This is a genomic window from Pedobacter sp. GW821-FHT01D05, from assembly GCF_059422505.1.
The window spans coordinates 41,456-65,910 of the sequence record NZ_JBWKXA010000006.1; the positions used below are offsets into that span (position 1 = coordinate 41,456).

The following is a 24,455-nucleotide window of genomic DNA, read 5'->3' on the forward strand; positions in this document are numbered from 1 at the left end:
CAATCGATAGCTTGTGTAGCTTTACTATAATTGGGAGCGGAGCAGATGTTTAATTCGATATTTTAAATAACACAGTAGCAAGCACTAACAAACATACAGATGAAAATGATATTCGACCTCTTCAAAAGCGCAAGTGGGGAACATCCCGACGATGTGAAGGGAATCAGGCACGCATTACTACAATTTGTAAAACAGGAGTTACAAAAAGCGGAGGGCGGAGAAGGCGCAAATATCAAAGGTTTGGGTATTTTTATCCATTGCAGCCCTGCAGCGCGCCATGTGTATGAAGCTGCTGTATTCACCGATGATCCCGACCAATTAAAAAACGAGATACAACGCATCAGTGATGACTATTCGCTGGATCTGCCCTCAGGCTGGTCACTCACAGTTGCTTTCGATGAAGCTATTCCGGACGACGCGGTAGAAATGCAGCAGCTGCCAGTAGCACTGTTGGTTAAAACCAAAACCCATTTTGTTAAGCAGGAGTCTAAAGCCTACCTGAAAGCGCTTAGCGGCACGACTTTACAGCCAAGCTATGAAATAACTTCCACGGGAGGGAAATACAATATCGGCAGAGATGAAAAGGCACAATCTGATGAAGGTTATTTCCGTACCAACCACATTGCATTTCCATCGGAAAGTGATGATGAACGAAATAAGTACATCAGCAGGCAGCACGCGCATATTGAATGGGACACCAACACAGCCAAATTTTTAATCTTCGCAGATGAAGGTGGGATACCGCCCCGCAATAAGGTTAAATTGCGTTCAGCGCTAACCGAAAAAACAGTAAAACTCCATGCTACGCAGATCGGCCAGGAATTAGCCGAGGGAGATCAGATTATCTTAGGAGAATCGGTCGTATTGGAATTTAGTTTTAAGCCGCAGCATCATGAGTAAAATTTTTACAATTGCAGAAGGGCTACAAAACCTTGGGGCTTTAAAAACCGGTGGGCAGGGATCTGTTTACAAGGGGATGCGCATGGGACCGGTTTATTCTGCTATTAAGCTTATCCCCACACCAATTTATGTGGAAGATGAAAGCGATAAAAACTACCGGAATTTCCTCAATGAAGTGAATAAGCTACAGCAGGTAAATATTCATCCCAGCCCGAATGTGGTGAAGATACTTAGTTCGGGGATCACCGATAGCGGTTCCTTTCCTTATATAGAAATGGAATACATCGAAGGCCCCGAACTTAGCGAACTGCTATTGCCTCCGCATCAAAAAGTCTTCACTGTTAAAGAACTATTGAAAGTAGCTGAACAATTGGCTGCGGCACTTGCACATTGTCATCAGTTTGGGGTTAAACATGGTGATGTTAAAAGCAATAATGTGAAGTACAATACGCAGACTGCCAATTACGTGCTACTGGATTTTGGCCTGGCCATTATGAGTGAAGAGCAGCGCAGGACAAGCATTCGCCATGCCGGAGCAGTAGAATTTATGGCGCCAGAACAGCATGAGGGAAAAATGCTGTTACAGACAGACGTTTATAGTTACGGTATTATTCTGTATGAACTCCTGGCCGGGCAGGTTCCTTTTCCACTCGAAGGAGGGGGCGATACCTCCCGCAACACGGTCATGATCGCACATCTTGAAAAGGAAATCCCCGATGCCATGTTACTGCGTAAAAGCAATCTGGAAAATATGTTTCAGGACGATATTCTACATGCAGAAATGCAGGTACCCCAATGGTTAATCAAGTTGATCGGACGATGCCTGCAAAAAAATCCAGATGACCGGTATGCCAGTGGAATGGAACTGCAGAAAGCAGTTACTGCCGGGCTATTATCGGCACCACAAGATACCAGGGACGCGAAAACCACCATACCCAACGAAGTCTTGCATTATGCCGCCTTATACGGTGAGGCACAGCAAAAGAACGAAAAGCTTGAAAAAGAGCTCGCAACACTAAAACCGCTCGCCCTGAAGGCTGGAATAAAATACAATGGCTCGACCGGTGAATATCACCAGGAAAATTACATCCATGCGCCAAGAAAGGCTTTTTTAGGCTACGCTGCCGCCTGCACCTTAGTTGTTGTCTTTGTAGTTTATAGCTTAACTAAGACAGAAAACCATGATATTACAGCCTTACCGGCAACCTCATACCGGTCACCATTTGAAATTGCAAATGAACAGTACAGACAATCGCTGCAAACAGCGAAGGAAGACAGCATTCGGAAAGCAAAAATGCAATGGGCCCAGCAAGTAAAAGCAACCGAAAAAGCAAGGAAACAGAACGGTAAAAAGAAGAAGAAATTTCTGGGTATATTCTGAGAAAAACAGTTACATCAATCCTCCAAAAGTTAAATACTTAGTAGGCCTTTTTGTTTTAAGGAAGGATTAACATAAAGTTATATTTTATGAATCTAAGCCCTGGCATCCTCCTAAATTGCTGATATAGCATAGTAATAGATTCTAACTATTCCATTATAGAATTAAATGATTGTGATTAGTTCTTTCAATTCTCTAAATTTATAGTAATCTGGTTAAGTTTTAATAGCGGATCAGTTTTCACTAACAAAAGACAATATATATGGAAAAAGAATCGAACGATATTAGCAAGTGCCCGTTTCATAATGGCAGCATGAAAAGTAATGTAGGTGGTGGCGGGACCCGAAACGGCGACTGGTGGCCAAAGCAGTTAAAACTGAGTATTTTGCGTCAACATTCTAATTTATCCAACCCAATGGATGGAGAATTTAGTTATGCCGAAGCTTTTAAAAGTTTAGATCTAGCCGCATTAAAGGCAGACCTTCATGCACTGATGACCGATTCGCAAGATTGGTGGCCGGCAGATTTTGGTCACTATGGAGGTTTATTTATCCGCATGGCATGGCACAGTGCAGGGACCTACAGAGTAGGCGATGGCCGTGGTGGTGCAGGTGCCGGATTACAACGTTTTGCACCGCTGAACAGTTGGCCGGATAATGTGAGCCTTGATAAAGCCCGCAGATTACTTTGGCCCATTAAACAAAAATACGGACGCAAAATTTCTTGGGCAGATTTAATGATCTTAACAGGAAATATCGCACTAGAATCAATGGGCTTCAAAACTTTTGGTTTTGCCGGCGGGCGTGAGGATGTTTGGGAAGCAGATGAATCGGTATATTGGGGTTCAGAAACAACCTGGCTGGGTGGCGATCTCCGTTATGCACACGGTTCTGATGGTGCACATAAGGCGCATGGCGTAGTGGTTACGGATGACGATGCCGATGGAGATGTTCACTCACGTAACTTAGAAAAACCACTTGCTGCAGTGCAAATGGGATTAATATATGTAAACCCTGAAGGCCCGGATGGAAACCCAGACCCAATCCTTGCTGCGAAAGATATCCGCGATACTTTTGGCCGCATGGCAATGGATGATGAAGAAACAGTAGCATTAATTGCTGGTGGGCACACCTTTGGTAAAACGCATGGTGCTGCTTCAGCAGATCACGTGGGCAAAGAGCCTGAAGCCGCCGGTATCGAAAGCCAGGGTTTAGGATGGAACAATAGTTATGCTTCTGGAAAGGGTGCTGATACCATTACGAGTGGGTTGGAAGTAACCTGGACCACAACACCAACGCAGTGGAGCAATAATTTTTTCGAAAACCTGTTTGGATTTGAATGGGAATTATCAAAAAGCCCTGCCGGTGCACATCAATGGAAAGCTATAAATGCGGAGGCTATTATTCCTGACGCATTTGACGGATCGAAAAAACATCTGCCAACCATGCTTACCACCGATCTTTCTTTAAGATTCGATCCGGCTTATGAAAAAATATCGAGACGTTTCTTAGAAAATCCAGATCAGTTTGCTGATGCATTTGCCAGGGCATGGTTTAAATTAACCCATCGCGATATGGGACCTTTGGCACGTTATCTGGGGCCAGATGTACCGCAGGAAGAATTGCTTTGGCAAGATCCAATACCTGCGGTTAACCATGCATTGATTAACGAGAGCGATATCGCAACATTAAAAGCAAAAGTATTGGCTTCAGGACTGAGTGTGGCCGAATTGGTCTCTACTGCATGGGCTTCGGCTTCTACTTTCCGCGGTTCTGATAAACGTGGTGGTGCCAATGGCGCGCGGATCCGTTTGGCTCCTCAAAAAGATTGGGCAGTTAACAATCCTCCACAATTACAAAAAGTATTGGGCGTATTATCGGATATTCAAAGTGAATTTAATGCAGCACAAATTGATGGTAAAAAAGTTTCCTTAGCCGATTTAATTGTATTGGCAGGTAATGCTGCAGTTGAAAAAGCTGGCGCTGCTGCCGGACATTCAGTTACAGTTCCTTTTGCGCCTGGACGGATGGATGCTTCGCAAGAACAAACCGACGTAGAATCTTTTGGTTATTTAGAGCCCGCTGCTGATGGTTTCCGTAACTACCGTAATTCAAAATCTCCTGTTCCTACGGAAGAATTCCTGATTGATAAAGCCCAGTTGCTTACTTTAACTGCACCTGAACTGACGGTGTTGGTGGGTGGTTTACGTGCGCTGGATACAAATTTTGATGGTTCGAAAAATGGTGTCTTAACCGGAAAACCCGGTCAGTTAACTAACGACTTTTTTGTAAACCTATTGGATATGGAAACTGCATGGAAAGCTGTGGGAGAAGATAAAGAACTCTATATCGGAAGCAGCCGTTCAACTGGTCAGCCAAAATGGACCGCAACCCGTGCTGATCTTGTATTTGGTTCTAATGCCGAACTTAGGGCAATTGCAGAGGTATACGCAAGCACAGATGCACAAGATAAATTTGTAAAAGACTTTGTGGCCACCTGGAATAAAGTAATGAATTTAGATCGTTTTGATTTAAATTAATCAGAAATACAGTGTAACATTTAATGGCACCGAAATTTTCGGTGCCTTTTTTGTATTATCGTTTTTTCTCATGTTCTGATGCGGATCTCACTTTGCAGTTTGTGAAGGGTAATTCAGCATAAGACACGTCCATCTTTCAGCAAATGGTTTGTTTTTAGTATTGGAAACCTTTGAAACGTAGTTTGAGCAGCATCTATTTTCTCCTATAACCTAATAAATAAAAAATATTTTAATATTTTTTATTTATTAAAAACAATTCTCAAACTTATTTGTCTTTTAGTTTCATTAGTTTGTTTGGTTTAGTTTTATTGGTGGATGCTAATAAGACAAAATAATTGGCCTCATAGAAATATGGGGCTTTCTCGTTTTAACGGATTTACCCAGCAATTAAAAATAGGCGAACTGATTAATGCGCGCTGTGATAAAACTGAGCACCCTTCTTTTGAAAAAAAAACTCATTTTTTTTATTCAATTCCTAAAAATACACTTAAGTAGGTGAGGCATAATGAATTTAGACTGAGCCATTTTTTGATTTACCTGGAATATTTATTCAAAAAAATCAGTGCCTGTAAAAGTAATCATACTGTAATCGAATTTATACGATAGCGTATTTCTAATGATCGAAATAATATTCTTGATTTTGTGATAAAATATTTAATATTGAATTGATAAATCGATTTATCAATAACCGAATATGATGATGAGCTTAGGAATATTTGCTGCATGTGGTGCAGTATATGTCTGTGTAGTTTATTTGTGTGTAGTTTTTAAAAAGTTTGAAAATACGATCTCCCATCACACAATTGCTTTTAACTCAAAGCCTTCTGATTAAAAATGATATTTGCCATCAGTTATTTTTATTGAATAATTGATAAAACGTTTTAGCTGCTAGCAGTTGAATTATATATTATTAACTAACCATTTACTAAACCTAAACCAATGAAAATCAATCTACTAAAGATTTCAGGGCTTTCTGTGCTTTTTTTGCTCAATAGTCCTGTTTTTTCGATGAATCCGGTTGCTGAAAAATCCGATGGATTTTCTGAGCGAAGAATGCCTTTAATGCATATCCAAAACCGAAAAGTAATTACCGGAACTGTATTAGACGAAAAAAACATGCCTATTCCTGGAGTGGGCATCAAAAATATTTCTTCAGGTAAAACTGCTGTAACCGATGAAGCTGGTAAATTCAGTATTGAGGCCAACCCGAACGATGTGATCCGTTTTTCTTATGTAGGCTATCAAAATAAAGATGTTACAGTGGGCAATGAAGCCAACATAAGCGTTAAAATGATGCCTGCCGAAGCCAATAAGTTAGATGAAGTAGTGGTAATTGGTTATGGATCGGTAAAAAAAACAGACCTCACGGGTTCTGTTGGTGTGGTTAAAGCAAGTGAGCTTCAGGAACGTCCGTCTTCATCCCTAAACCAGGCGCTAGCTGGCCGTATTTCTGGTGTACAGGTAAACACCAACTCGGGTAGGCCCGGCGGACAGACTAATATCAAAATCCGCGGATTTAGTTCAATCAATACAAGTAACAATCCACTTTATGTAGTAGATGGCGTGGCTTTGCCAGTGGGCTCGCAAACACAGAACAGTAATGCTATCGATTACATTAACCCAAGCGATATCGCTTCAGTTGAGGTGTTAAAGGATGCATCTTCAACGGCCATATATGGTGCAAGGGGTGCAAATGGGGTAATTTTAATCACGACCAAAAAAGGAACAGCAAATGCCCAGCGCATTACCTATGATGCAGATTTTGGTATAAATACACTGGCGGCACACCATGTGAAGATGCTCGATGCCTTCGAATATGTTAAAGTGCAGGATCTGGCTTACGATAACATCAAAGTTTACGATCCGGTAGGGTGGGCAGCAGGAAATTATGCATCCACACCCGTTCCAAAAGCAGCCAGAATTGCTTTACCTCAATTTTTCGATAGCAGTGGAAATCCACTATATAATACCGATTGGTTAAAAGAATCTACACAGAATAAACTTTCGCAAAATCATCAGCTGGGTTTTACAGGTGGGAATGAAAATAGTACCTACGGTGTTTTTGCAGGCTATCGCGATGACCAGGGGCTTTTACTGAACTCTTATTTAAAACGTTATTCGGGCAGGTTTAATTTCGACAGTAAAATTAAACCCTGGTTAAAGGTAGGTGGTAATTTGAGCTACAATAACCAGAATGAAAACATTGTTGATCAGGGAACAGGCGGTTTAAATTCAGTCCGTATGATTACAGAAGCATTCCCTTTTCTACCAATTAAACTGGCAGATGGCAAGTGGGGCGATAATAAACTGATTCCATGGGCAGAAGGAGGTTCCAATCCGGTGCACATCTTAACCGATCAAAAATATGGAATGGTTACCCAAACTGCTTTGGGGAGTATTTACTCTACCATTAGCTTTAGCAAAGATTTAGAGTTCCGTACCCAGTTAGGTGCCAATATTGTAAGCCGTAACATTAACGAGTACAATGCCAAACAATTATACGGTATCTCTGACGGACAGAATGGAACGGCGAACGTTACCGACGATCGGGAAACCTTCTGGTCATTGGAAAACTATTTAACCTATAACAAACGTTTTGCCGAATCGCATGCCATTAATGCGTTATTGGGTATCTCGTGGCAGGCCACCAACTTCTTTACCAACACCAGCCATGCCGAGAATTTTGTAACCGATTTCTACGGAAACAACAATATGGGCTCTGGAAGTAAATCGATTACAGTGGGTTCTAGCAGGAACAGATCGGCTTTTAACTCTTATTTTGGAAGGTTAAACTATGCCTTTAAAGATAAATACCTAGTTACTTTTACAGGTAGGGTAGATGGGTCATCCAAATTCGGAGAGAACCATAAATTCGCCTTTTTCCCTTCGGCAGCATTGGCCTGGAAAGCCTCAGATGAAGATTTCCTTAAAGGAAACAAAACCATCTCTAACTTAAAACTAAGAACCAGTTATGGTTTAAGTGGTAACTCAGAGCTTCCTGCGTATCAATCGCTAGCCACATTAGTGAATAACTCAGCTATTATTAACGATAGTAGGGTAACAGGCATTGGTATCGGTAGGTTGGCAAATCCAGATCTGGTTTGGGAAAAAACAGCTCAGGTTGATGCGGGTTTAGAATTAGGCTTGTTTAATAACCGCATTAATTTAGAAGCCGATCTTTATTACAGAAAAACAACCGATATGTTATTGGATGCACCGGTTCCGCGTACCACAGGGTACTCGGTGATCAGAAAAAATATCGGCTCTATGCAGAACAAAGGTTTAGATTTAGGGATTAATACAGTAAACGTACAAACTGACGATTTTACCTGGAAAACCAGTTTCAACATTTCCCTTAACCGTAATAAAGTACTTTCTTTGGCTACTCCTGATGATATTTTTGGGGTGGGTAACCCAAATTTCACCAATCAAACTGGTATTATCAGGGTAGGTGAGCCCGTGGGTTCATTTTGGGGGCTTGTTCGTTTAGGGACCTGGAGCGAGGCCGAAAGGGCAGAAGCCGCTAAATATGTAAGTTACCGTGGTGGTAAAACTTTGCTTCCGGGCGACATTAAATATTTAGATGTAAACGGCGATCATGCCATTACAGATGCCGACCGTCAGATTATTGGTAACGGAACACCAAAAGGCTGGGGATCGTTCGGTAACTCATTCCGCTATAAAAACCTAGAGCTGATTGTAGAGCTTCAATATTCTTATGGTAATGATGTATTGAATATGACCCACCACTCGGGTGAGGACAGACAGGTACAGGCCAATAGTTTTGCCAGTGTATTAAATGCCTGGACTCCTCAGAACCAGAATACACCGATTGCCGCCATCAGGGATCAGTCTGCCGGATATGTAACCAACGTAGATACCCACTGGTTAGAAGACGGTTCTTTCATCCGCGGGAAAAATCTTTTACTCGGTTATACATTTGATAAAACACTTGTGGAAAAATTACGCTTAAGTAAACTCCGCGTTTATGCATCTGTTCAGAATTTCTTCCTGGCCACCAAGTATACAGGTAACGACCCTGAAGTAACCACCTATGGAAATGCATTTGCACAAGGTCAAACATTTTTCGATTATCCAAAGCCAACTACTTTCATGGTAGGCTTAAACATTGGATTATAAACATTAACTAAAGAAAGGATATCAAAATGAAAATAAATATAAAAAATATCGCTGCTTTGTTGTTGCTAAGCGGTGCTATAATCGGGAACTCTGGATGTAAGAAGTTTTTAGATGAAACAGATCCCACCAATCTTTCGCCCAATAGTTTTTATACTTTACCCGAGCATGCAGAGGCGGGTATTGCTGCTGTTTATGCAGAGATCCGGTTTATTGGAAACGGTGCTGGTATTTATTCCAACAACTGGCAGATGCTGGATGCACCAACGGGAATACAATCTACCGAAACCGCGCAAAACTCCGACCTGAATAATTTGTATTCATTAATTTATGATGGAACAAACTTGCATGTTAACCAAACCTGGAACGGCTTTTACAAAGTGATTGCACAAACCAACCTGGTATTGGATAAAGTTCCGGGCATTAATCCGATGGATAATGCGCAGAAAAAAAGAATTTTAGGAGAGGCATCTTTCATCAGGGCCTGGGCCTATTTTTACCTGGTACGTTTATGGGGTGATGTACCTTTGATTACAAAACCGATTACCAGTCCTAACGATCCTAATTTTTCTCCTTCCCGTACACCACAAGAACAGGTATACAAGCAGATTGTTGATGATCTGGTTGCTGCAGAAGCAGCAGGTTTGCCTTTTATGGATGCAAGCGGGCGTATTTCTACAGCGGCAATTAAAACGGAACTGGCAAAAGTATATTTAACCATGGCCGGACAACCCCTTAACAAGGGAGCAGCTTATTATAAATTAGCTGCAGATAAAGCCAAAGAGGTAATCGATTATTCAACCGGGAATCCTGCATCACTTGGATTATTTCCAAGTTATGGAGCCCTGCACGATGCGAAGAATGACAATAAAGTGGAGCATTTATTCGGAATCCAGTACAATGATGCTGCCGGATCTGGTAATCCTTTACAGTCTTCATATCTACCTTTACACCAGCCTTTGGTTTCTAAAATTGATGGGATTGGAACTGCTATCCCAACAGCAAGTTTTTATGGTTCGTATGAAGCAGGAGATTTAAGGGCTAAAAACAGAGAAGGTTATTTCTTTACCGATTATTATACCGATGGCTTTAAAATGCCGCTGATTAACCGTGGTAAACCTTATGTTTTTAAACACTTCGATCTGATTGCAAATGGAACACTAGGTGTAGAAGGTACCAGCAGGAGTGATCTGAATATTCCACAGATCCGTTATGCCGAAACGCTATTAATTTATGCAGAAGCACAGAACAGGGCAGATGGTAGCCCGAATGTTGCTGCATATACTGCGGTAAATGCTGTAAGGAAAAGGGCTCAACTGGCTGATCTTGCAGGCTTGAGCCAAACGCAGTTTGAAGAAGCGGTTTGGAGAGAGCGCTGGCATGAACTGTGTTACGAAGGTATTACCTGGTTTGATATGGTTCGCTTGCGTAAAGTGTACAATGAAACCACTAATGGTTTTGATAATTTTGTTGGTCACATTAACAAAAGTGTAAACCAACCTTTGCAAACCAAACATTTATTGTTTCCGATTCCGACTTCGGAAATCAAAAATAATCCTAACCTGACTCCAAATCCAGGTTATTAAAACTGAAAATTTCAATAAGAAAATGGTGCCGGAAATATTTTCAGGCACCATTTTTTGTTTAGTGGGGTTTAATGACGATTCTACGCAATATATTGATTCGTTAAATCTCATGTCATTCGTGTTGATTTTTATACAATAAATAATCTCTCAGGATAATAAACGCATATGTATTTCGCGTTTGCTGCACCTCCGTGGCTAACTACTAAAATGCAAGCAAATAAGTGCATGTTTAGCTGTTCCATCTGTGGTAATAGAAAACATAAAGTATAAAACCCGAAATTAATTACATCGTTGTAAATCCAATCTGAGGCACATTTTTAGCTTATTTGAATTATAGCCCTTTACATCTGGCGCTACAGATTTTTATATTAGATAAATAAGTCTAACCAAATTATCCATGTTTAAGAATCAACCAAGGCCACCATTCGCTGGGACTATTCATTTTTTTTCAGGCTAATATTCCATTCTATTTCAGCAGCCGTTTTGCCATCTAACTAAGTTCTGAACTTTTTACAGCTAAGCATTTGGCCGTTCTGACTGCGACAAAGATCATTTAATAGATAATCATTAACTAAACTATAATTATGAGTGAAATTTACAACCAAAAAGTAGTATTGCTATACCTCAGGCGCATCTGTGCAGGTAAGGCAAAAAAAGTTGCGTTTTTGCTTCTGGTGCTGCTTGGCAGTGGCAGTGCTTTTGCCCAAACTGTTATTGTGGGTACTATTAAAGATAACAAAGGCATAACGCTTCCAGGGGTAAGTGTAAGGCTAAAAAATACATCAGTTGGCACCTTAACCGATGCTTCGGGTAAGTATAGCATAAAGGTTCCTGATGGCAATCAAACCCTGGTATTCACATTTATTGGCTTTACTACACAAGAAGTTACCATAAACGGTAGAAGCACTATTAATATTACGATGGACGATGGTGTGCAAGGCCTTAACGATGTAGTGGTAATCGGATATGGTACTGCACAGAAAAAAGATGTTACCGGTGCCGTTTCGAGTATTAAAGCCACGCAGCTGGAAAATGAAAATCCAAATAGTGTTACCGATATTCTTCGTGGTAATATCCCGGGTTTAAGTGTTGGTTTTAATAACAGCGCTAAAGGTGGAGGAGATCTGCTTGTGCGTGGTAAGACAACGCTTACGGGTACTACAACGCCCCTGATTGTGTTAGATGGTGTTATTTTTATCGGCCAGCTGTCTGATATTAACCCCAACGATATCGAATCGGTTGATGTACTTAAGGATGCAAGTTCGCTTGCGGTTTATGGTGCTAAAGCAGCAACGGGGGTTGTAGCCATTACCACTAAAAAAGGAAAAAGCGGCGCGCCAACCATTACCGTAAATACAAACTTCGGGATGGCTACCCTGGCCGAGGATCAACCTGTGTATGATGGCCCGGGTTTTTTAAACTGGCGTGCTGATGTACAGCGTAGTGGCGGGGTAAACCCACCGTATATCTACAATGACCCCAATAACCTGCCAGAGGGCGTAACACTTACCCAATGGTTAAATGGACAAACCACCACCAATCCAACTGATCTTTGGTTAAGCCGTCTTGGTCTTTTGGCCAACGAGAAGGCCAACTACCTTGCCGGAAAAACAACCGATTGGTACGATATGCTTTTTGTAACGGGCCAACGCCAGGATCATACCTTAAGCCTCAGTGGGAAAAAAGAAGAAGTTTCTTATTACATGTCGCTTGGTTATCTTAAAAACGAAAGTATTATTGCTGGTGGTGGCTTCAGCACTTTCCGTACCCGGTTAAACCTGGAAGGTAAAGCGGCTAAGTTTTTAACCCTGGGTATGAACCTACAATTTGCCGACCGTGATGAGGGTGCTATTGAAGCACAGTTTTCGCAACTGCCGGATTTATCTCCTTACGGCGATTTTTACAATGCAGATGGCTCTTTGAGGAGAATCCCTACCGATGATAACGGCCTTAATGCCCGTAATCCTTTTCTTGACCGAACTTATAATTCGAGGTTGCAAAAACAGAGTACTTTGTTTGGTAGCCTTTATGCCAAGGTACAATTGCCTTTTGGTATTACTTATCAAGCTAATTTTAGTCCGGGTTTAGATCAATACCGCACCTTTAACCACCAATCTTCTAAAAATCCAAATGTAACCATACCTGGCGGTTCAGCATCAAGGGCGCAGGAAACCAGATACAACTGGCAGCTGGATAACCTCTTAAAATGGAACAGGACCATTGCAACAGATCATAACATTGATGTAACGCTTTTGGTTAATGCCGAAAAATATTCTACCTGGTATACCATTGCCAGTAATGAGGGTTTTGCGCCAACAGATGTTTTGGGTTATCATAACATTCAAAGTGGTAACAAACCAACCGTAAGCAGCGATGATAAGGTGTACACGGGCGATGCTTTGATGGCCAGGGTAAATTATTCGTACAAAGGCAGGTATGCTTTAACAGGCTCTGTGCGTAGAGATGGGTACTCTGCTTTTGGAGCTTCTAAAAAACGTGCTAATTTCCCTGCTGCTGCAGTGGCCTGGACAGTAAGTGAAGAAAGCTTTTTGAAACCGGTTAAATGGATCGATTTTTTAAAACTGCGTTTATCTTACGGTATCAATGGAAACAGAGAAATCAGGGATGCCAACAACGTGATTGATCCTTATGTAGCTATCCAGACTTTAACCGGGGGCAAGTATCAATCGGTTAACGGCAGTGGTACACCAGGAGAGGTGAATACGGTTGTAAACAGCTCGCGTTTGGGTAATCCAAACCTGGAGTGGGAGAAAACAAAGTCGTTAAATCTTGGTTTGGATTTTGGATTTTTGAACAATAGAATCAACGGATCTATTGAACTTTATGACAAGAAAACATCAGATCTCTTAATTGGTCAGACTTTACCGAATGTTTCGGGCTATGTAAATGTTATTGCCAATTTGGGCCGGGTAAATAACAGAGGATTTGAGTTTAGCATCACCAGTAAAAACTTTACAGGCGGAAATATCACCTGGAGCACTTCTGCAAACCTTTCACTTAACCGCAATAAAATTGTTGGCTTGGCCACACCTAATGATGACCCGGGTAACGGATGGTTTATCGGTAAAGATATCGATGTAATCTGGGAGTATAAAATTTTAGGGGTATGGCAGGAAAATGAAGTGGCAGAAGCTAATAAGTTTAACAAGGGTATTAAGCCGGGCGACTTTAAATTACTGGATGTAGATGGAAATTATGTGTACAACGATCTGGATAAACAGTTTATAGGCTACAGAAGCCCAAGGTTCAATTGGTCGTTCCGCAACGATTTTAACATCTATAAAAATTTCGATTTTTCTTTTCAACTTATATCTAGCTGGGGGCAGCTTAGGGCGGATAACCAGACTAAAAATCAGCCTGGCAGTGTAGGTTTTGGCCGATCGAGCTCATATGCTGTACCTTATTGGACTCCCGGTAACCCCATTAATGATTATGCCCGCCTAAATTCGGGTTTAAGTGGTGTAAGTTTTAATTCGTATCGTAAAAGCTCGTTTATCCGGTTAAATACCATTGCGCTTGCCTATAGCCTGCCCAAAGATTTTCTGGGTAAACTGAGGGTACAGGGTGCAAAAATATATGCCAATGTAAGTAATGCTGGTGTATATGCGCCAAACTGGAACCAATGGGACCCGCAAACTGCAGATAATAATGGAAATCCGGTTCCAACACCAAGAGTTTACACTTTCGGACTGAATGTTACCCTTTAAAAAATGACAAAGATGAATATCACATATAAAAAAATAATTCCGTTTGTGGCCCTGGCCGTTCTACTATCAGCAAATGGATGTAAAAAATCAAATCTCGATTCAGAATTATTATCACAATTGGAGCCTCAAACCGCTTTAACAAGTGTAGCCGCGATGAAAGCAGCTATTGCAGCGATTGGAGCCAACGTGAGAAGAGAATTTACCGGCGATATGGCGCCCATTGTTACCGAATCCATATTCTCTGAAGTAGCTGTAGACGGAACAACCGATAAAACCACGCAGGCCCAGGATATGGATACCCGGGTAACGCCCGATGCGAATCTGGACAATCCTGATTTCAACAGGATCGGGTTTTACTGGACAGAAGGTTTTAGAGGAGTACGTATGGCCAATACCGTGATTACCTACATCGATAATGTAACTTTTAAAGATGAGGCCGAAAGAAATGCTATTCTTAGTGCGGCCTATTTTTACCGTGCTTATTATTATTACCGTTTGGTACATCAATTTGGCGACGTACCGTTGAATTTAAAAGATATCACATCTCCCAAACTGGATTACTTTTCGACCAGGCGCGACGTGATATTGAAAAAAATGCAGGAAGATCTTTTATTTGCCGAAAAATGGTTAAAGGATAATGTAGATCGTGGGGACGTAACCAAGGGCGCCTGTAGCCACCTGCTTACCAAAGTTAATCTGGCTTTGGGCGATTTTGATGCAGCCATTACCTCAGCTAATAATGTAATCAACAGTGGAACATATAGCTTAATGCGGACCCGCTTCGGAAGTACTGCCGGTGATGCAAGCAAAAATGTGGTTTGGGATTTGCACCGGATGGATAATAAAGCTATTGCGGCTAACCGGGAGGCACTTTTTTTAACCATTGACAGAGAAACACTTGCCGGGGCTACCGATTTGGGCTCACAAGTAATGCGTAACTGTGTACCTGCCTGGCATTTCGCCAATTTGAAAACACCATCTGGTGCCACCCAGGCCATTGTAGATGGGGTAAATGTAGAAATACCTTTAACATTAATGTATGGCCGGGGAATTGGGCGTTACCGTGGTACCGCATATAGCACCAAAAATATCTGGACAGACAATACCGATTACCGCCATGCACCGGGCATGTGGATGAACATGACTGACCTGGTATATAATAACCCTGCCATTAAAACGGGAAGTAACGTTGCCGAAAGAGCGCTGTATGGTAAACCGCTGGTAGATGTGACCCCTGCGAATGTAAACAACATGTTTTTGAATAAAGGTTTAGATACCATCCGCCATTTTTTTGGTTGGCCACATTATAAAACTTTTATCAATTCTACCAATGCACTTGCGGCTGATAAATATTGGACACCGCCAAGAGGAACCAATACCGACTGGTATATCTTCCGTTTGGCCGAAACCTATCTATTACGGGCGGAAGCCTATTATTGGAAAGGGAATTTAGCCCTGGCGATGGCCGATTTAAACCAAGTGCGTTCTAGGGCCAATGCAGCACTGTTAACTGATGCCTCAGCAGTTACTATTGGAACGATATTAGACGAAAGAGCGAGAGAACTCTTTTACGAAGAACCGCGTAAAACAGAGCTTACCCGTATTGCCTATATCTTTGCAACAACAGGTAAGCCTGCCTATAATGGAAAAAGCTATAATCTTGCCACCTTTTCTGATAATAATTTCTTTTACGACAGGATTATAGAAAAGAACGATTTTTACCGGAACAAGGTACCAACAGTATTAGGGGTCAACTTCAGGATTTCCCCATACCATGTGCTTTGGCCTGTTCCGGCAGCAGCGCAGCGCTTTAATACAGAGGGCCGTATCAATCAAAATAAAGGCTATACGGGTTACGAAAACAATGTTCCGGCATTGGATAAAATCCCTTAGTACATTAATGTTTAGTGGGTTAGGGGCAGTTTATGTATTAAACACTAACCCCTAACCTTTACTAAAACGCTCACCACATTGTAACGCTTAACCTCCTTTACCTATGGAAAATAAACCTGTTACATTAAAATTAATTGCAAAAGAGTTAAAGCTTTCTATTTCTACCGTTTCCAAATCGTTAAAAGATTATCCACGGATTAAAGAAAGTACAAAGTTGCGGGTAAAGGAGCTCGCCGCCAGGTTAAATTTTACACCCGATATTTCTGCGTTAAGGCTTAGAGACCGTAAATCAAGGATTATCGGTATTATACTGCCCAATCTTTCCGACCATTTTTTTACACGCAGTATTTATGGCATGGAACAGTTGGCTACCATGAACGGTTATAATATTATTATCAGTCAATCGCACGATAATTTTGAAATGGAGGTAACTGCTGCGGCTACGCTTTTAGGCTCGAGAGTAGATGGATTAATTGTAGCCATCTCCAAACATACTTCCGATTTCGCCCATCTCGATCAATTCGAAAAAATAGGAATACCGGTAGTTTATTATACCCGTAATCCAAGCTTTAACCTTAACTGCCATAAAGTATTGGGTAACACGCATCAGGGCTGCTATATGGCCACTGAATACCTGATTAACCGCGGACATAAAAGAGTAGCTTATCTTGGCGGGCCAAAAATGGTCAATTTTAGTCACGATCGCTTCTCTGGATACATTAATGCACTTAAGGATAACAATATTTCTTTTAATGCTAATCATGTAGCTTATACCGATTTTGATGATGAAAATACCCGTGTAGCCATTAAAAACCTATTTAGCGATCCTGAAAACGGACCTACTGCTTTAGTGGCATTTAAAGAGAAGTTATTATTTGATACGATTAAATTTTTGCGTTCAGTTGAACATCCTTATGCCAAAAAACTCGAATGTATAGGCTTCGGTAACGATCCTATTATTACCTATCTCAGTACCCCGCCAATTGCATCTATCGAAGAAAACCCCGAGGCCTTAGGCGAACAGGCTGTTATGTTGCTTGTTAAACTTATTAATGGTGATATTGAAGCCAGGGATTATAAAAAAGTAATTGTAAACTGCAGTTTAAAGGTTCATGAATCTTATGCATTATTATAAAATCGGCTCTGGCAATATTTCAGTGTAAATATTTCAATCGTTGTAACATCAATTAAATCCAATTTAGCTGTTTTTAAGGTAGTTGTCGTCTGTTTTGAATTACATTTTTGATTAGGTTAGGGTATCAGATCAAGCTAACCAAAAGAATAAAAAACAGCTACCAAATTAAATCAGTAATAAACTATCAAGGATAGGAGATTACACCTCACTTAAAAATAATACTAACCAAATTTTAAATCTAACTAAAACTAACATGAGTCAGAAAATGAATTCAACGCATTTTATTGCATCACTGGTGCTTGTATTTTCCCTAAGCCTTTACGGTTGTCAGAAAGACAAAGTCGTAGAATCAATTCCAGAAAACATTGATGTTGTAGCACAATCAAATACCAAAGCTACTACAGAGGCTATTCCAAGTAATATCAACACCGGTTTTACCCATGCCGATGGCACCTATACCTATGGCGAAGCCAGTGCCGATTTTGGTGGCGCAAACTTAACGGGCTGGAACGAAAGTAGGGCCTATATTTCGGGCAATTGGGCCAGGGCTACCCTCGCACCCAATTCTGTTTCGAATGGTTTAATTGCCGGTGCTGATATATCAGATGGTTCAGCATACGAAGCTACCTTTAAAGTACGTTTTCACAGTCAGTTCGACTGGAGCAGAGGCGGTAAAGTTGGCTTCGGATTCTTAATCGGTGAAGGCAATACCGGATGCGACATTGCCAGCGATGGTAACGGAGGAAGTTTACGTTTAATGTGGTACAATACCGGTAGCCGTGTGTTTTTTCAGCCTTATGTTTACCACAGGGATATGGCAGGCCCTTGCGGCGATACTTTCGGTAAATCTTATCCTTCATCAGGTAGCCTGGTAAAAGGCAATACTTATACCGTTCATTTATATGTAAAAAGCAACACCGGATCAAACACCAACGGTTGGGTACAGGTTATCATCAACGGAACTACCGTATTGGATCAATCTATCCGTTGGACGACCAATGATGCACAACGTTTGATTAACAGGTTATCATTCCACAATTTTAGAGGTGGAAAAGATGTTGCGGTATGGGGCTCAAGCCAAACCAGTTACATTTATTTTGATGATCTTGTAGTGAATAAGGTTCAATAGGACATTATAACTGACTTAAAAAAGAGATTGTACTAAAGTAGTTTGACTAATTTAATTGTGGAATAGTATTTCGATGGATCGTCATTCCCAACTTGATTGGAAATCTTAACGCATTAGTTTTCATAAGCTTTAGGATTAGCTTTGCTGAGCACTGCGTGGTTCCCGCATGCGCGAGAATGACGACAACACCTAAATAATTCTGATTTAATTCTTGGACATCACTTTTGATACAATCTCTTTTATGTTAAATATTATTTCTTCAATACTTCGGTTTTTACATTTTTGAATTTGTTCTCTGCAATCGTATTGTTAAAAGGGGCAACACTTTGCATCACCGGCGAGGGATATCTTTTAGTATCGAATTTTCCGGTCCAGTCTGCATCCTTGCTGTCGCCAAGCAATATACCCGTTGTAGCATTTGATATGGTGTTGTTTTTTATCATACAATCGCTGGCCGCAATATAAAAACCGATTTCATCTTTTCCTTTTGCCATGCCGTACATTAAACGAATAGCCGTTTGGATGCCATCAATTTTATTGTTGATCACCATGTGCCCCGTTCCATTAATTCTGATGCCACCTGTACCTCCTTTAAATGTATTATCGGCAATTATACAATCATGTCCGCCACGCATTACCAATTCCCCATCATTATCTTCGAAATAATTGTTCAGGTATTTATTACCACTGCTTTTATTGCTAATCACTTCATTTTCACCATTGCAACGGATAAATCTGTTTTTGCGTACAGTACTTTCCGGACGCTGATTGCCCAATAATACCGGATCTTGACCTACTTGTACACACTCACCACCATTACCGTTTTGCCAGCTCACTTTCACTTTATCACTAAAAACATTGTTTTCGATCAGCGTAAATTTCGGATAAGATTCTTTGGTGATTTTAACCTGCACATCCTGATTATCTACATTTGCTACGAAACTACAGCTTTCAACAACATTATGACTGCCATTACCTGATACAACAACTAAAGGGGTAAACTGCGATTTAACCTGATTTGCGAAAAAATTACAGTCTGATATCTTACAATTATTAGTTGTGTTTAACTCAATCAATATTCCCGTTTTACTCAGTACCGCATTTTTGAAATTGATCCCCTTGACAAAAATATAATCTCCTGAAATTTTAAAAACAGGTTGAGTAATATTCCCTGAAAAAGTGACCGCCCCCCGTTTTTCTGCATGGATAATAATCGGTTTAGCTGAAGTGCCTTTTGCGCTGATGGCTATTGCCCAATTGGCATAATTTCCATTTTTGATTGCTATTTCATCGCCGGGAACCAAAATAGATTCAATTGCCTTAAATTCTTGTTCACTGCTGATATAGTAAACTTTGGCTGAGGTTTTCTGGGCGAGAACAAAAAAGAGGAAGATACAGGTGGCGAATTTTTGGATCATTTTTAGCAGGTATTAATATTTATCAAACATACTAAAGCAGCACTTGCTAAAATGTTATTAGCAATAATTTTACCGCCTTAACCACTGTATAGGCGTATTTTAAGGCGATTCGTAAATTGAGTTTAAAAAAATAAAAAGCTTGAAGAGGCTTTTTTAATTTATTAGGCTTATTTTTGCGGCAAATTATAGAACCACACAGGAGATAAATTAAGGCCTGTGAACCTCAACAATCATTAGAAAACTAATATTTTATCAATGACAAACGACAAAAAAGAAATATTTGAAAGCGTAGCACAACGTTTAAAAATTGAAGGTTTTAATGTAGTAAACCGCGATGAAACACGTCCATGGGGTGGTTTCTTTGTAATAGACGAAGCGCAGGCGCAACAATTTGCCGATACTTATTTTGATGGACTAAATGTTGAAGACCTTAAAATTGGCGGTAAATTAAGCCCGAAAATTTTAATCGTTGCACCGAATACACGCCTTTCGTGGCAATATCACCACCGCAGAGCCGAAATTTGGCAAGTGGTAACAGGTACCGTTGGCATTAAGACCAGCCAGACTGATGAAGAAGGTGAAGTGAAAAAATACGCTCCAAAAGATCAGATCAAATTACAACAAGGTGAACGTCACCGTTTAATCGGTTTAGACGATTGGGGTGTTGTAGCAGAAATATGGCAACATACCGATGCTGCAAACCCATCAGATGAAAGCGATATCGTACGTGTTCAAGACGATTTCGGTAGATAATAAATAATTTAAAAGAAGAGGTTGTACTATAAAGGCAGTTTCAACTCAAATGCTGTCATGTTGAGCCTGTCGAAACACCTTAAAGTGTATTTAAACAGGTCCTTCGACAAGCTCAGGATGACAATCTATATTTATGGTACAACTTATTCTTTTTATCTAAACGCTTAATTTAAAGCGGTTTTTCTACGCTATTAAAACTAAACGCCCTCAAACTACGTTTATAAAGCATACACCCTATACATGATTATCTTCATTTTTTTTCTTTGCCATTGGTTTTTATCCCTGTTTAGTCAAACCTTTTTTCTTCACCGTTACTCGTCGCACAAGATGTTTAAAATGGAGCTTTTTTGGGAGCGGTTTTTCTATCTGATATTGCTGATTTCGCAAGGCTCATCATTTTTAAACCCCAGGGCTTATGCCATCTTGCACCGGATGCACCATGCTTACAGCGACACTGAAAAAGATCCGCACTCTCCACATTTTTTTAAGGATGTTTTCGGGATGATGATTGCAACAAAAAATATGTATATGAATTATCTTCAATTTAAAATACAGCCAGAGCCAGCTTTCCAGGGAAATTATCCCGAATGGCCGATTGTTGATAAAATTGGAAATTCATGGGCCTGGAGAATTGCATGTGGGCTGTTTTATATCGGCTTTTATGTTGCGTTTGCCAACCACTGGTGGCTGTATTTATTGTTACCGATCCATTTTTTGATGGGTCCTCTACATGGGGCAATTGTAAACTGGTGTGGTCATAAATATGGCTATTCTAACCATGATAATGACGATCATAGCAAAAACTCATTACCTTGGGATTTCTTATTAATGGGCGAACTTTTTCAGAACAACCACCACAAAAAACCAAACAGTCCTAACTTTGCTACCAAATGGTGGGAATTTGATCCAACCTATCCGGTAATGAAGGTATTGCACTGGATGCGTATTATAAAAATTAGAAAGGTTTAAGAAGAGGTTGAAAACATATTTCACTAATTAATTTGCCACCCTGAGCATAGGCGAAGGGTTGTTACGTAACTATAAGGTCTGTGTCTTCACAGACCATTTTTTTGCCCTATTTGGTTCACTAATAAGCCTTAGCTTTTTTCGCCACAGAAGCACTGAATTAACCATACAACTATTCATTCTGACGCTGCTGAAGGAAATAGCATAAGTTTCATTTGATGATTCCCTCCTTCAATGCTGTTTCTTGCACAGTTTTACCCCTGCTATGCTGAGGCATGAAGCAGTTGTTTCATAAGAGGCAAATACCTGGTGCCAGCACGTAAATACCTCAAAAAGATTGTAGTGAATGGCAGGACTGTCGTAGCCGAAACGAGCAGCAACCTGCTTTTCAAAAACCACACATTTACTTTTAGCCACGGATGCACGGAAATCACGGAGAATATCCCGGGGTTTTTACAATAAAATCCTTTTTGCTTATCTTACCGTATATAGGGCAATCTGTTTTAAATAAATTTCCATTCTGATGATCAAATTCCTCAAAATTGTTTTTTCGGCCTTGCTGGTTTTTATGTGTTATAAGGTAATCGCTACCTCGCTGGAAAGTAACCTGTTTGATCAATGGGACTTTCTAGGCAGCATCCCCTGGATGCGCGCCACATTGTGGGATTTTTATGCTAACATCTTCATTATCACCCTTTGGATGTTTTATAAAGAAAAAAGCATTATTCTTAAAATCTCTATGGCCATTTTGTTCGTATGTTTAGGTAGCATAGCAACCTTAGCCTATGTTTTAGTGCATTTATTCAAACTAAAAGATGGCGAAGGTGTTAAAGAATTACTGCTTAAGGCATAGTATGTAGAATTGAGGGTGTGGGGCTTTTGCTTTGAAGTTTAATAAGCTTGCTAGTTGGGCTTTTTGGCCTTAAACCTTTTACCTTAAACCTTATGCCACAAACCAAACATCTACTTTTTATTGTCCTCATCTCTCTTGTTGCCTGTTGTTTAATTATGGCCCTGGTTTGGCTCTGGGCAAAAAAAATCAAAAATGCCGGAGTAGTTGATGTTTTTTGGGCATTGAATTTTCCGGTAATTACGCTGATTACTTTTTTTCTGTCGGACGGATTTGATCCCCGCAAAATTTTAATCTGTGGTATTTTTTTAATCGCCGAGCTCAGGTTGGGCATCCACCTTTGGCAGCGCGTTATAGGTCATTTAGATGAAGAAGAAGGCCGGTATGCGCAACTTCGCAAAGAATGGGGAGACAAAGCGGACCGGAATTTTTTTATATTTTTTCAATTTCAGGCAATATCCAATGTTATACTGGCCATTCCGTTTTTTATTATTACGGCCAATCCTTCACAGGCCATTTCTAGTTTAGAATATATTGGCGCTGCGGTTTGGGTAATTGCATTCTTTGGTGAGATGATTGCCGATAGGCAGCTTGCTGCATTTAAAAAAGATCCCAGTAACAAAGGTAAAGTTTGCGATACCGGATTATGGTACTACAGCCGGCATCCAAACTATTTTTTCGAATGGTTAACCTGGATGGCTTATGTCATTTTTGCGCTGGCCTCGCCCTGGGGTATCCTGGCCATCATCAGCCCTGCTATTATTTTATATTTACTAACCAGGGTTACCGGCATTCCGAATAATGAAGAGCAAAATTTACGGAGCAAACCTGTAGCTTATCAAAAATATCAACAAACAACGAGCGCTTTTTTTCCGTGGTTTAAGAAGAAATAGTTGGAAGTCTTCAAAAAACCTTAAACCTTTTACCTTATAACCCTCTATCTTAAAATGTGGTACGATAAACTTTTAGAAAACGACAAACTTCCGGATACAGCATTGCGTATCGGCATCAGAAAATTATGCAAACAACGCCTGGATGATGAAACGCTGGGCAACGAAGAATTACAGCAGGAAAAATTTATGGATCTGGTTGCCGAGCTGAAACAATCGCCTATAGCGGTAAATACGGCGGATGCCAATGAACAGCATTATGAATTACCTACTGCATTTTTTCAGTATTGTCTTGGCAAAAACTTAAAATACAGTAGTGGTTACTGGAAACCAGGTGTTAAAGATATAGATACCTCGGAGGATGATATGCTGGCCTTAACCTGCAAAAGGGCCGACTTACAGAATGGCCAAAATGTTTTGGAACTGGGCTGTGGTTGGGGTTCGCTATCGCTTTATATGTCGGCAAAGTTCCCGAAGAGTACTTTTACCGTGGTATCTAATTCTGCTACACAGAAAATTTTTATTGATGAAACGGCAAAACAGCGTGGAATACAGAACCTAACGGTTTTAACTGCCGATATGAATACGTTTACGATTGCCGATACATTCGATCGGGTAGTTTCGGTAGAAATGTTTGAGCACATGCGTAATTATAAATTCCTGTTAAACAAAGTGGCTTCCTTTATGAAGCCAGACGGTAAGTTATTCGTACACATATTTACCCACAAAACCCTGGCTTACAAGTTTGAGGTGATAGACGAAACCGACTGGATGAGTAAATACTTTTTTACCGGAGGCATTATGCCTTCCAATCACCTGTTTTTTTACTTTAACGACGACCTCAAGATCGATAAACATTGGGTAGTAAATGGAAGCAATTACGGTAAAACCTCCGAAGCCTGGTTAAGCAATATGGACAAACATAAAAAGGAAATCATGCCTATTTTAGAAACGACCTACGGTAAAGGTCAGGCGGTGAAATGGTGGGTGTACTGGCGGTTATTCTACATGTCTTGCGCCGAACTGTTCAATTACAATAAAGGGAATGAATGGATGGTGTGCCATTATCTGTTTGCAAAGGTATAAGGTATAAGGTATACGGTTTAAGGCGTATGGTTTATCTGTCTCAAATCTCAGGTCTCACATCTCAATT

Annotated in this window: 15 protein-coding genes; 14 read left to right on the top strand and 1 reads right to left on the bottom strand. The window is 40.5% G+C overall.

Annotated features, from left to right (window positions below; all coding sequences use genetic code 11):
* The first annotated feature begins 99 nt into the window (after window positions 1-99).
* From AC07VK_RS19840 to AC07VK_RS19880, 9 genes are all read left to right on the top strand, one after another.
* Entirely contained in the window at window positions 100-900 is an 801-nt protein-coding gene (locus AC07VK_RS19840) for an FHA domain-containing protein (RefSeq protein ID WP_492963094.1), read from the top strand.
* Complete coding sequence (locus tag AC07VK_RS19845) at window positions 893-2,281, top strand: serine/threonine protein kinase (RefSeq protein WP_492963092.1); 1,389 nt, start codon at window positions 893-895, stop codon at window positions 2,279-2,281. The genes AC07VK_RS19840 and AC07VK_RS19845 overlap by 8 nt, the downstream gene beginning before the upstream one ends.
* Window positions 2,282-2,540: 259 nt before the next feature.
* The gene (gene katG / locus AC07VK_RS19850; protein WP_492963090.1) at window positions 2,541-4,817 is read left to right on the top strand and encodes a catalase/peroxidase HPI; all 2,277 of its coding nucleotides are present in this window, start codon (window positions 2,541-2,543) and stop codon (window positions 4,815-4,817) included.
* Window positions 4,818-5,756: 939 nt separating this feature from the next.
* Window positions 5,757-8,957: a SusC/RagA family TonB-linked outer membrane protein gene (locus AC07VK_RS19855; protein ID WP_492963088.1), complete on the top strand. Its 3,201-nt coding sequence runs from the start codon at window positions 5,757-5,759 to the stop codon at window positions 8,955-8,957.
* Between the two features lie 26 nt (window positions 8,958-8,983).
* Complete coding sequence (locus AC07VK_RS19860) at window positions 8,984-10,540, top strand: RagB/SusD family nutrient uptake outer membrane protein (protein ID WP_492954434.1); 1,557 nt, start codon at window positions 8,984-8,986, stop codon at window positions 10,538-10,540.
* A gap of 584 nt (window positions 10,541-11,124) precedes the next feature.
* The gene (locus tag AC07VK_RS19865; protein WP_492963086.1) at window positions 11,125-14,268 is read left to right on the top strand and encodes a SusC/RagA family TonB-linked outer membrane protein; all 3,144 of its coding nucleotides are present in this window, start codon (window positions 11,125-11,127) and stop codon (window positions 14,266-14,268) included.
* Between the two features lie 12 nt (window positions 14,269-14,280).
* Complete coding sequence (locus tag AC07VK_RS19870; RefSeq protein WP_492954436.1) at window positions 14,281-16,161, top strand: RagB/SusD family nutrient uptake outer membrane protein; 1,881 nt, start codon at window positions 14,281-14,283, stop codon at window positions 16,159-16,161.
* Window positions 16,162-16,264: 103 nt separating this feature from the next.
* A complete protein-coding gene (locus AC07VK_RS19875; RefSeq protein WP_492954437.1) occupies window positions 16,265-17,296 on the top strand; it encodes a LacI family DNA-binding transcriptional regulator in 1,032 nt (343 codons plus the stop codon).
* Window positions 17,297-17,561: 265 nt separating this feature from the next.
* Entirely contained in the window at window positions 17,562-18,425 is an 864-nt protein-coding gene (locus tag AC07VK_RS19880) for a polysaccharide lyase (RefSeq protein ID WP_492963084.1), read from the top strand.
* Window positions 18,426-18,676: 251 nt separating this feature from the next.
* Here AC07VK_RS19880 and AC07VK_RS19885 read toward each other — a convergent pair whose 3' ends face one another.
* Window positions 18,677-19,843: a chondroitinase-B domain-containing protein gene (locus AC07VK_RS19885; protein ID WP_492963082.1), complete on the bottom strand. Its 1,167-nt coding sequence runs from the start codon at window positions 19,841-19,843 to the stop codon at window positions 18,677-18,679.
* Between the two features lie 255 nt (window positions 19,844-20,098).
* On the opposite strand from AC07VK_RS19885, the gene AC07VK_RS19890 reads away from it, so the two are divergent.
* The 5 genes from AC07VK_RS19890 to AC07VK_RS19910 all read left to right on the top strand — a co-directional run bounded on the left by AC07VK_RS19890 (window position 20,099) and on the right by AC07VK_RS19910 (window position 24,388).
* Window positions 20,099-20,596: a cupin domain-containing protein gene (locus tag AC07VK_RS19890; RefSeq protein WP_492954440.1), complete on the top strand. Its 498-nt coding sequence runs from the start codon at window positions 20,099-20,101 to the stop codon at window positions 20,594-20,596.
* Between the two features lie 240 nt (window positions 20,597-20,836).
* Entirely contained in the window at window positions 20,837-21,565 is a 729-nt protein-coding gene (locus AC07VK_RS19895; protein WP_492954441.1) for an acyl-CoA desaturase, read from the top strand.
* A gap of 520 nt (window positions 21,566-22,085) precedes the next feature.
* On the top strand, window positions 22,086-22,415 hold the full coding sequence (locus AC07VK_RS19900) for a DUF1475 family protein (protein ID WP_492963080.1): 330 nt from the start codon (window positions 22,086-22,088) through the stop codon (window positions 22,413-22,415).
* Between the two features lie 92 nt (window positions 22,416-22,507).
* The gene (locus AC07VK_RS19905; protein WP_492963078.1) at window positions 22,508-23,305 is read left to right on the top strand and encodes a DUF1295 domain-containing protein; all 798 of its coding nucleotides are present in this window, start codon (window positions 22,508-22,510) and stop codon (window positions 23,303-23,305) included.
* A gap of 54 nt (window positions 23,306-23,359) precedes the next feature.
* Window positions 23,360-24,388: an SAM-dependent methyltransferase gene (locus AC07VK_RS19910; protein ID WP_492963076.1), complete on the top strand. Its 1,029-nt coding sequence runs from the start codon at window positions 23,360-23,362 to the stop codon at window positions 24,386-24,388.
* Window positions 24,389-24,455 lie beyond the last annotated feature (67 nt).